Annotated in this window: 10 protein-coding genes and 1 pseudogene; 9 read left to right on the forward strand and 2 right to left on the reverse strand. The window is 70.4% G+C overall.

The genetic code is table 11. The annotated features are described in order from the left end of the window. Positions 1-11 precede the first annotated feature (11 nt). Positions 12-884 (reverse strand): DMT family transporter, encoded by an 873-nt coding sequence (locus OKW78_RS11640; RefSeq protein ID WP_281195331.1) that lies wholly within the window; start codon positions 882-884, stop codon positions 12-14. A gap of 141 nt (positions 885-1,025) precedes the next feature. Between OKW78_RS11640 and OKW78_RS11645 the strand changes: the two genes are divergently transcribed. From OKW78_RS11645 to OKW78_RS11675, 7 genes are all read left to right on the forward strand, one after another. Further along, on the forward strand, positions 1,026-1,628 hold the full coding sequence (locus OKW78_RS11645) for an LURP-one-related/scramblase family protein (RefSeq protein ID WP_281195332.1): 603 nt from the start codon (positions 1,026-1,028) through the stop codon (positions 1,626-1,628). Between the two features lie 97 nt (positions 1,629-1,725). Continuing rightward, positions 1,726-2,976, forward strand: a complete 1,251-nt coding sequence (locus OKW78_RS11650; RefSeq protein ID WP_281195333.1) for an ArgE/DapE family deacylase — start codon at positions 1,726-1,728, stop codon at positions 2,974-2,976. Between the two features lie 56 nt (positions 2,977-3,032). After that, the gene (locus tag OKW78_RS11655; RefSeq protein WP_281195334.1) at positions 3,033-4,307 is read left to right on the forward strand and encodes an amidohydrolase; all 1,275 of its coding nucleotides are present in this window, start codon (positions 3,033-3,035) and stop codon (positions 4,305-4,307) included. A 161-nt stretch (positions 4,308-4,468) separates the two neighbouring features. Further along, positions 4,469-5,485 (forward strand): threonine/serine dehydratase, encoded by a 1,017-nt coding sequence (locus tag OKW78_RS11660; protein ID WP_281195335.1) that lies wholly within the window; start codon positions 4,469-4,471, stop codon positions 5,483-5,485. Positions 5,486-5,671: 186 nt separating this feature from the next. Next, a complete protein-coding gene (locus tag OKW78_RS11665; protein ID WP_281195336.1) occupies positions 5,672-6,112 on the forward strand; it encodes a phage tail protein in 441 nt (146 codons plus the stop codon). Between the two features lie 123 nt (positions 6,113-6,235). Then, positions 6,236-6,787 (forward strand): phage tail protein, encoded by a 552-nt coding sequence (locus tag OKW78_RS11670; RefSeq protein ID WP_281195337.1) that lies wholly within the window; start codon positions 6,236-6,238, stop codon positions 6,785-6,787. Positions 6,788-6,836: 49 nt separating this feature from the next. Continuing rightward, the gene (locus tag OKW78_RS11675; RefSeq protein WP_281195338.1) at positions 6,837-7,817 is read left to right on the forward strand and encodes a helix-hairpin-helix domain-containing protein; all 981 of its coding nucleotides are present in this window, start codon (positions 6,837-6,839) and stop codon (positions 7,815-7,817) included. A 38-nt stretch (positions 7,818-7,855) separates the two neighbouring features. On the opposite strand, the gene OKW78_RS11680 is transcribed toward OKW78_RS11675, so the two are convergent. Beyond that, positions 7,856-9,028, reverse strand: a complete 1,173-nt coding sequence (locus tag OKW78_RS11680; protein ID WP_281195340.1) for an FAD-binding oxidoreductase — start codon at positions 9,026-9,028, stop codon at positions 7,856-7,858. Positions 9,029-9,211: 183 nt separating this feature from the next. On the opposite strand from OKW78_RS11680, the gene OKW78_RS11685 reads away from it, so the two are divergent. After that, the gene (locus tag OKW78_RS11685; RefSeq protein WP_281195341.1) at positions 9,212-10,219 is read left to right on the forward strand and encodes an ornithine cyclodeaminase family protein; all 1,008 of its coding nucleotides are present in this window, start codon (positions 9,212-9,214) and stop codon (positions 10,217-10,219) included. Beyond that, a pseudogene (locus OKW78_RS11690) lies at positions 10,123-10,458 on the forward strand (ABC transporter ATP-binding protein); the annotation flags it as partial. The gene OKW78_RS11685 and the pseudogene OKW78_RS11690, both read left to right, overlap by 97 nt. Positions 10,459-10,681: the final 223 nt, after the last annotated feature.

A 10,681-nucleotide genomic window follows, 5' to 3' on the forward strand; every position in this document is an offset into this window, starting at 1 on the left:
GCGACCGCCGCTCAGAGCGCGATCAATCCCACGCCGATCACCGCGAGCAGCGCCGCGATCAGGCGGACGCGGAAGTAGCGCTCGCCGAGCAGGACGCCGCCGAGAACGACCGCGACGATCGCCTGCGTGTTTATCACCGGCGAGGCGATGCTGGCGGGCAACAGCGCGAACGCGAGCGTCGTGACGTGCTCGCCGACCGCGACGATCCCGCCCGCGGCGGCCAGCTTCGGGAGGTCCTCGCGGACGCCGGAGGGTGGGTGACGGATCGCGCTCGGAAGCAACACGAGCGCGACGCCGGCCAGGAGCAGCGGGACCCACAGCGTCTCGGGGAGCGCGAGCTCCTGGAGCGCGACGCGTTTGCCCAGGTCGCTCACGGCGTAACACATCGCGCTCACTAACGCGAGCTGGGCCGGCCGCGACGCGGCCGCCCTGCGGAACGGCTCGAGCAGTCCGCCCGGCTCGTAGTTGGCGACGTACACCGCGAACGTCGCGATCAGGACGCCGAGGACCTGAACCGGACGCAACGCCTCCCCGAGGAGCAGCACCTCGAGCGGAAGGACGAACATCGGCACGACCTTGTTTATGGGTGCCACGTACGAGACCTGTCCCTCCGCGATCGCCCGCAGGAAGAGGACGAACGCGAGCGCGGTCGCCGCGACGGTGAGCGCGACGATCCCGACCTCGGGAGGTCCGAACGCGCCGAGCGCGGCGAGGGAGCCCCCGCTGTCGGCGAGGGTAACGGGGGCGTACCACGCCAGCGCGAACGCGTTGATACAGACGGTGAGCGCGGCCGCGGAGTACCCCTCGAACCACCGTTTCAGTACGAACAGGTAGACGCCCCAGACGACGGCGGCGACGACCGCGAACCCGAGACCGAACTCCATCGCTCGCCCGGACGATCGGTCGAGGCAAGAAGCGTTCGATCGAGCGACGTGGCGGGGATCAAGCGGTCATCGGTCGTCGTCGAGGACGGCCGATACCGGACGAGCGGAACCTTTTTCCGAGTCGTCGGTTCCCGTTATCGCATGGCCGAGCCCTCCATCCACGAGTCGCGAACGAACCCGTACGACATCTCGACGATCGATCTCGTCGACGACGGCTACGAGGTGAAACAGTCTGCGATCCGGAACAAGTACACCGTCCGTGACGGCACCGGGAACGTCGTCCTCCGCGGGAAACAGAAGATGTTCAAGATGAAAGAGGAGTTCCCGTTCGTCACCGGCGACGGCGCGGACGCGTTCACCGTCAAGGCGGGCGGGATCATGGACGTCGCGGGGAACTACGCGATCGTCGACGCGGGAACCGGCGAGGAGGTCGTCGTCCTCGACGAGGACCTCTCGCTGTTCGTAGAGAACTGGACGATCCGGGACCCCGAAACGGGCGAGGCGCTGGCGACGATCCGGTCGAAGAACAAACTCCTCTCGGCACTTCGACACCTCGTCTCGGTCGCCAACCTCGTCCCGAACAAGTACGAGATATTCGACGCCGACGGCGACCACGTCGGCGACATCGAAGGGAAGTTCTCGCTGCGGGACGCCTACACGGTCAGCATCGACGACGCCGGCGACGTGCCGAGGGAGGCGGTGATCGCCGCCGCGTGCGTCCTCGACGCGCTCGAGAACCAGTGACACACGACGCCGACGCTCGCACCCCGGATCCGTGCGAGACGGTACCGTCCCGGAGGATCCGAAATCTGTTATGGGTGGTGGTGGTATCGCCGGTAGAATGGACGTCCGCGAAGACGCGTTACGGGAGACGATCCGTGAACTGGTTTCCTTCGAGAGCTATCCGGGCGAGGAGGCCGCGGTCCAAGCCTGGTTCCGCGACCACCTCGCGGACCTCGGATTCGAGACGTACGAGTGGGAGCCGGAACCGGCCGTCCTCGAGGCGAACCCCTCGTTCCCGCCGGTCGAAACGCTCGATCTGGAGGACCGACCGAGCGTCGGAGGCGTCCTCGAGCTCGGCGATCCCGACGCGGGGCCGACGGTCGTATTGAACGGCCACCTCGACGTGGTCCCGGTCGACGAGGGCTCCTGGACGGTGGAGCCCTTCGATCCCCGCTGGGAGGACGGACGGCTCTACGGGCGCGGGTCGCTCGACATGAAGTCGGGCGTCGCCGCCTGCGTCTTCGCCGCGCTCGCGGTCGAGGCGCGCGCGGACGAACTCGGCCTCGACGGCCGGATCGTCGTCGAGGGCGTCGCCGGCGAGGAGGAGGGCGGGATCGGCGCGGCGACCGCCGCTGGAAAGAACCCGTACCCCTTCGAGCGCGACGCGGCGATCATCGCCGAGCCGACCGACTTCGCGCTCGTCGTCGCCGCCGAAGGGAGCCTGATGAAGCGGCTCGAGGTCTTCGGCAAGTCGGCGCACGCCGCCCGGACCTGGGAGGGAGAGTCAGTGCTCCCGCACTTCGAGCGGATCCGCCACGCGTTCGAGGACCTCGAACGCGAGCGAGCGGAGCGCGTCACCCACCCGCTGTACGCGGCGTACGACAACCCGTGGCCGATCAACTTCGGCACCGTCGAGGCGGGCGACTGGGCCTCCTCCGTCCCGTCCCACCTCGCCTCGGAGATCCGGATCGGCGTCGCCCCGCAGGAGACGGTCGCCGAGGTCGAAGCCGAGTTCCGGAAGCGGCTCGACGAGGTCGTCGACGAAAGCGAGTGGCTGACCGAACACCCGCCCACGTTCGAGCGCTTCTCCGTCCAGTTCGAGGGGTCGGAGGTGAGCCGGGACGAGCCGGTCGTCGAGCGTGTCGCCGAGGCCGCGACCGCCCACGGGATCGAGGAACTCGTCTACGAGGGCTTCACCGCCGGCACCGACGCCCGCCACTACCTCGAGGCCGGGATCCCGACCGTCGTCTTCGGGGCCGGGTCGGTCGATCTCGCACACCAGCCCGACGAGCACGTCGAGTGGGACGACGTCCGGCTCACGTCCGAGATCATCGCCGACGCGACGGCGGAGACCCTCGAGTCGTACTGAGTTCCCGTTCTGCCGACGGATCAACGCTTAAGGGATCCCTCCGCCAACCCGTCTCCGTGAACGCGAGATCCGAGTCCCGACTGATCGAGCTGCGTCGCGACCTCCACGAGCGTCCGGAGATCGGCTGGCGCGAGTTCTACACCACCGACCGGATCGTCGAGGAGCTGGAGGCGATCGGCCCCACCGAGCTGTACGTCGGCCGCGAGGTCCACCGCGAGGAGCGGGTCCGTCCCCCGACCGACGACCAGTTGGCACGCGCCCGCGAGCGAGCCCGGGAGACCGGCGTCGACGAGGACGTGCTCTCGAAGGTCGAGGACGGGTACACCGGCGCGCTTGCGGTCCTCGAGAAGGGAGAGGGCCCGACCGTCCTCCTCCGCGTCGACATCGACGGTCTCCCCCAGTCCGAGTCGGACGCTCCCGACCACCTCCCCGCAGCGGAGGGGTTCCGGTCGCGCCACGAGGAGCGCATGCACGCCTGCGGCCACGACGCTCACGCGGCCATCGGCGTCGGCGTCCTCGAGGCGGTGAAAGCGAGCGACTTCGAGGGGACGTTCAAGGTGCTCTTCCAACCCGCCGAGGAACTGGGCGCTGGCGCGGCGAGCGTCGTCGGCAGCGGCCACCTCGAGGACGTCGACTCGCTTCTCGCCGTCCACGTCGGCCTCGACGTGGAGACCGGGGTCGTGATCCCCGGAATCGAGTCGTTCCTCGCGATCAACGGCTTCGAGGCGACGTTCGAGGGAGCCCCGGCTCACGCCGGCAACAGCCCGCAGGAGGGCGCACACGCCATTCAGGCCATGTCGACCGCGATCGGGAACCTCCACTCGATCCCTCGGCACGCCGACGGCGCGACCCGGGTCAACGTGGGACGCGTCGAGGGCGGGACCGCGACGAACATCGTGCCGGAGTCGGCCTCCCTCGAGGGGGAGGTCCGGGGGACGACGACGGAGCTTCGGGAGTACCTCGAGGAGCACGCCGTTCGCGTGCTCGAGAGCGCGGCCGAGCTCCACGACTGCGAGGTGGACGTGGCGTTCCGCGACGGCGCTCCGAGCGCCGAGTGTGACGACGCGCTGGTCGACGCCGTCTCCGCGGCCGCGGAGACGCACGACGCCGTCGTCACGCCCGACGAGGGCGACGCGCTCGGCGGGAGCGAGGACGCGACCCGGCTGATGCGGGCGGTCCAGCGGAACGGCGGCGACGCGACCTACGTCGGCTTCGGCTCGAGCAATCCCACCGGCCACCACACCGCGACGTTCGACGTCGACGAGGCCGTCATCCCCCTCGCGGTCGACGTGTTGACCGACGCGATCCGGTCGGCGTCGACCGCGGAGTGACCGGTTCTCCTCCCTTGACTCGGTCCATCCGGTCGAAGCGCTTATCGACGTCGGTGGAGAGGGCGAAGCAGGGTGAGATCCATGGGACGTGACGACACGAGACGCGTGAGATCGGCATCGGACGGCAACGCCCTCGGCGAGAAGCGGGAGGGGTGGCGGACGTGAGCCGGTACGAACCGGTCGAGTCGCCAGACGAGACGACGATATTCCCGTATCACGACCTCACACCACCGGAGCCGGGCGACGTGTACGAGGCCCGCGACGTCGTCCGCCGGTACCTCCCGCGGACGCCGCTGGTCCGGAGCGAGGCGCTCTCCGCGGAGACCGGCGCGGACGTCTACTTCAAGCGCGAGGACACGCTCCCGACGGGCGCGTTCAAGGTACGCGGCGGCGTCACGCTCGGTCACCGGCTCCCCGAGGAGTTCCGCGAGGCGGGGCTCATCGCCGCGTCGACGGGCAACCACGGGCAGTCGGTCGCCTACGCCGGCCGCGAGTTCGGCGTCCCGGTGACGATCGCGGTCCCCGCCGACCCGAACCCGGAGAAGGTGGCCGCGATGGAGCGGTTCGGCGCGGACGTCGTTCCCACCGGCGCCGACTACGACGAGGCGCGCGAGTGGGCCGAGAGCCGGGCCGCGGAGGAGGGACTCCGGTACGTCCACTCGGCGAACGAGCCCGACCTCGTCGCCGGCGTCGGCACTGCCGGGTTGGAGGTGCTGGAGTCGCTCCCGGCGGTCGACCGACTCGTGTGCCCGATCGGCGGCGGAAGCGGCGCGGCGGGGTACTGTCTCACGGTCGGAGCGGTCGGCGGCGCCGACGTCGTCGGCGTCCAGTCGGCGGCCGCGGACGCGACCTACCGGGCGTACCACGAGGGACACCTCGACGCGGGGGAGGAGGCGACGACGGAGGCCGAGGGGATCTCCTCGCGAGCCCCGTTCGCGCTCACGGTCGGGATCCTCCGTGACCGGCTGGACGAGCTGATCACCGTTCCGGAGGAGGCGATCTGGGACGGCGTCCGGGACGTGCTGGCGACCGAACGGGTCCTCATCGAGGGGGCCTCAGCGGCGGCCGTCGCGGCGGTGCGATCGATGGACGACATCGCGGGCGAGACCGTCGTCGTCCCGGTTACCGGCCGAAACCTCTCGACCGAGAAACTCCAGCGGGCGGTCGCGTCCGCGTGAGGCGAACCGCGCCGAGCGCTCCGCCTCGGCATCGCGATCCCGCCCGACAGAATTAATTGGGACGCCCGTCGTTGGTTTAGGTTAGTTGTCAATAGACAACGATCACCATGATACGGAACGCGACCGCGGCCACGACGCACACCGCACCGGCACGTGAACGCGAACGGGGTACACGGGGGTTCGCCGATGCCGGATAGACACGGACCCTACCGGCGGATCAGATACCTCCTCGAGATCGATGGCGTCACGAAGGCGGGGTTCAGCCGCTGTTCGCTTCCGACCGCCCGGACTGACGTCGTCGAGTACCGCGAGGGGAACGAACCGCCCGCTCCGCGGCAGCTCGCCGGACTCAACCGGTACGGTCCGCTCGTGTTGGAGGCGGGGGCGACCGACGACTCCGTCGAACTCTTCGAATGGCGGAAGCTCGTGGAACAGGGAAAAGTCGACGAGGCTCGGCGACCGATCGCGGTGGTCCTCCTCGACGAGGAGGGCGAAGCCGGCCCACGATGGGAGTTCGAGAACGCGTGGCCTCGCAGCTACACCGCTCCGGACCTCTCCGCGGACCGGTCCGACGTCGCGATCGAACGGCTCGGGATCGTCCACGAAGGAATGCAGCGGATCGCATAGCATGTGGCCCGACCGAACGCGGCGCGTTCGGAGACACGCCACTTCCGGCGCGGACGTTTCGAGCCCGAACGAGGTAGTACCGGACGGGACCGTACCGAACACGACCGCGGACGGGGACGGGGGATGACCGACGCGGAGACGAGACCCGACGGCGAGACTCGACCCGAGGGGCGAGTCCGATCCGAGGAGGGAGTCCGGACGGACCCGTACCCGAATCACCGGTTCGTCGTCGAGATCGACGCGATCGGTGCTGTGGGGTTCAGCGAAGTCCGTGGCATTTCGGCGCGCGTCGACGACGATCCGGAGGCGGACGGATCGCTCTGGCGACGACTCCTGGAACGCGACGCGTCGTGGGGCGGTGGCGGTCTCGAAGCGGCGGGCTCCGAGGTGACGCATCGAAGTCAGGAATCCCCGCGACTCGAGCTCCGGCGCGGCGTGACGGACCGGACGGAGCTGTGGGAGTGGTTCCGCGAGTGGACCGACGGACGTGGCACGGTGCGGACCGCCCGGGTGACCCTCCTGGACGAACACGGCGATCCCGCCCGCGCCTGGCGATGTGAGCGCGCGCGCCCGGTGCGATGGGACGGCCCGACGCTCTCCGCCGTCGGCTCGGGGGTCGCGACGGAGACGTTCGAGCTGGCACACGCCGGGATCACGGAGGTGTCCGTGGAATGACGCGGCCGCCGGCCGTCCCTGGGGTTCCGCCACGCCGGAGGTGCCGACCGTGAGTTCGCTCGAGGACCTCTACGGGGTCGGGGAGGTCCGCGCAGCGAGACTCCGCGAGCACGGACTCGCGTCGGTCGAGGCGGTCGCGAACGCCCCGATCGACGGCCTCGCGGACCTGCTCGATGGGGTCGGCCACCAGCGGGCACGACAGATCCGCTCCTCAGCGAGACGGGCCGTCGCCGAAGGCGATCCCGACCGACGGTGCCAGGGTCGGGGGAGCGGCCGGGAGAAACCGCCGAAACGACCGCCGGGAGCCGACGGCGTCTACGTGACGACGAGGCGAGTTCCCGCCGCGGACACCGTCGTCGTCCTCCCCGGACGCGCGTTCCTGACGCGCGCCGGCGGGACCGACCACCGACGACCTTGGCGGCGCGCGCTCGTGTCGGTTCCCGGCCACGCACTCCTCGAGTCGGAAGCGATCGACGGAACCGTCGTGTTGTGCCCGCCGGAGCGGGCGGCCGCGACGGCACCCGGACTCTACGGAGCGCTCGCCGCCGACGCCGGGAGCGGCTCGAGGCGCGAGGACGGTCCCGGCGACGATATCGCTCCTCCCGCCTCGTTCCTGGCCGACGTCCTCCGGCCGGGAACCCTGATCCCCGGCGACGTGGTCCGTGACCTGTACGAGCGACGTCCGGAACTCGAATCCGAGCTCGACGCGGTCCTGCGGAACGGGACGGTGCTCCGTCGCGGCGACTCGTTCGACCTCGAGGACGCCGCACAGGCCGAGCTGCTCGCCTCGGCCGGTGCGTATCTCCCCGGCGAGCGCGTCCTCCCGGAGGGCGCGGCGTTCGACGCCGGGTCGACGGTTCCGGGCGACGAACTCCCCGAGTCCGCGTCGTTCCTCGCGGCCGGGGTCGTGGCCGTTCCGGGCTCCCGTGCCATCGGACGTCTCGCGGCCGACATCGACGACGACCCGGCGCTCCCGCTGCTCCGTTCGGGCGGCGTGTTGCTTCCGCCCGACGCCGTCAGGGAGCGATAGGTCGATGGGTCCCGACGCGGCGGCGTCGCCGTCCGTTCTCAAGCGACGCTGCGCTCGGTGAGCGTCTCGCCGCGCTCGAACCGGTCGCCGGCGAGCGGTGAGATGTCGACGAGATCGGTCCCGCCGTCGAAGGCGAGGTCGGCGACGATCCGACCCGAGGCGGGCGCGTGCTGGAACCCGTGTCCGGAGAAGCCGGCGACGGTCACCAGGCCGGGGACCGTCTCCTCGAGGATCGGATGGTGATCGGGCGTGACCGCGTACAGTCCGGCCCAGCCCCGTTGTATCCGGGTGTCGAGCCCGAAGTACTCGGCGTACTCGGCGGCGTGCTCGACCGCGCGCGCGGCCCACTCGACGTCCATCCCCTCGTCGTAGGCGTCGGGGTCCTGGTCCGGGTCGTCGTCCTCGTCGAAGTGGCCGCCAACGAGCGCCACCCCGTCCCGCTCGGGCCGGAAGTACGACCCCGTCTCGAGGTCGATCGTCAGCGGAACCGACTCCGGGACCGCGGGGGTCGGATCGACCACCGCGATCTGCCGCCGTCGCGGGGCGATCGGCAGGTCGACGCCGGCCATCTCGCCGATCGACGCGGCCCACGCGCCCGCGGCGTTGACGACGTAATCGACCTCGTGGCGCTCCGTCTCCGCCGCGTCGTCGACGCCGCGGACGTCGGCCGCAACGACGCGACCGTCCTCGCGATGGAGGTCGGTCACGGCCGTCTTCGTCCGGATATCGACGCCCTGCTCGCGGGCGGCCTCGGCGTATCCCTGGACGGCGAGGTTCGGATCCGCGATCCCGTCGTCCGGGTTGTACGTCGCCGCGACGAACGGATCGGGATCGAGGCCCGGACAGTGCTCGGTCGCCTCCGCGGGCGTGAGCAGCTCGCTTTCCGCGCCGAGCTCGCGCTGCATCTCGACGTTCTCGCGGAACTGCTCCGCGGTCTCGTCCGAGCGGGCGAGGAACAGGTAGCCGTTCTTCCGGAGCCCGATGTCCACGCCGAAGCGGTCCTCGAAGGAGTTCCAGACCTCCTTGCTGGCGAGCGACAGCTCGACGTTTACGCGCGTGGAGAACTGCGACCGGATCCCGCCGGCAGCGCGAGCGGTGCTCCCGTTCCCGAGCGATCCCTTCTCGACGAGCGTCACGTTCGCGCCGCGGTCGGAAAGCGAGTACGCGGCCGAGAGCCCGACGACTCCCCCGCCGACGACGAGTACGTCCATGTCCGGCGATCGCCCTCCCGGCATATAAACGTACGACGCGGCCGGTCGAGTCGGCGGCCGTCCGGTCGGGTCGCCGTCGTGGTGGTCGGTCGAGTCGCCGTCGTAGCGATCGGTCGGGTCGCCGCCGTGGCGGTCGGTCGGCTCGACGATCAGGCTAAGTCGCCGGGGGGCGACGCCCCGGACATGGTGCTCGTACTCTCCGCGGAGGAGGTCGAACGGAGCCTCGATCTGGCGGGACTCGTCGACGTGGTGGACGACGCGCTGGTCAAACAGGCCGCCGGCGAGGTCGAGCGGCCACACCGACCGCACTTCCCCGTCGGGGCGGGCCTCGACGGCGACGAACCCGCGGGAACCGGGATCGCGATGCCGGCGTACGTCCACGGCGCGGACCACTACGCGACGAAGCTCGTCGGCGTTCACGAGGGGAACGCGGATCGCGGACTGCCGACGATCAACGCCCAGATCGCCCTCACGGACGCCCGGACGGGACTCCCGAGGGCGTTCATGGCGGGGACGACGATCACGAACGCCCGGACGGGCTGTATCGGGGCGGTCTCGGTACGGGAGCTGGCGCCGAAGGTGGGCCGGCAACCGGGTTCGGAGTCGGACGACGAGGGACTCACGCTCGGCGTTCTCGGTGCGGGCGCGCAGGCGCGCTGGCAGACTCGCGCGATCGCGACCGTGGCGGCCCTCTCGGAGGTGCGGATCCACTCGCCGAGCGACTCGCGGGAGACGTGTGCCGCCGACCTGAGCGAGCGGGGGATCCCGGCGCGCGCGGTCGACACGCCGCGGGCGGCCGTCGAGGGGGCCGACGTCGTCGTGACCGCGACGACCGCGACCGAGCCCGTCTTCCCACCGGACGCCCTCGGATCGGGAACCCTCGTCGTCGCGGTCGGCGCGTTCACCGAGGAGATGCAGGAGCTGCACCCGGCCGTCCTCGATCGAGCAGAGCGGGTGTTCGCCGACGTGCCCGAGGAGGTCGCGGAGACCGGCGACCTCCTCGCGAGCGGTCTCGATGCGGACGACCTGGTCGAACTCGGCGTCCCCCTCGGAGACGGATACGTCCGGCAGTCGCCCGGCGGCGTGTTGGTGGTCGTGAGCGTCGGATCCGCGACGCTGGACGCCGCGGCGGGCGAGACGGTCTACCGGGACGCGCTGGAGGCGGGCGACGGGACCGAGGTCCCGCTGTAGCGGTCGGCGACGAGCCGAGCGCGGGGCTCGCGCCCGACCTCGTCGACGACATGTTCGATCGGATCGACGAGATCAACGACGCCGGCACCACGATCCTGATGGTCGAACAGAACGCCAAGGAGGCGCTCAGACGCTGTGGCCGCGGCTACGTGCTCACCAACGGCCAGAACCGCTACGAGAACGACGGCGACGCCCTCCTCGACGACGAGGAGGTCCGCCGGGAGTTCCTCGGCGGCTAAACCTCCACCTTTTTTTCGTCCTCAGAAATCGGAGATTTCTGATGGGCTGCACGAGAGCTCCGCTCTCGTGAACGTCGGGTTCCCTTCGGGAACCGCTCCTCGAAAACCCTGGAGGGAAAAAGCCGACTTCGCCGTCTTCGACGGCTCTGTCGGTGAAACGCCTCACGGTGCTCGGCGTATGCTGGCGTCGTCTTCAGTCGATCTGTGAATCCGCTCCTCAACC

The sequence above is a fragment of the Halorubrum sp. F4 genome (assembly GCF_027257195.1).
GTDB lineage: Archaea > Halobacteriota > Halobacteria > Halobacteriales > Haloferacaceae > Halorubrum.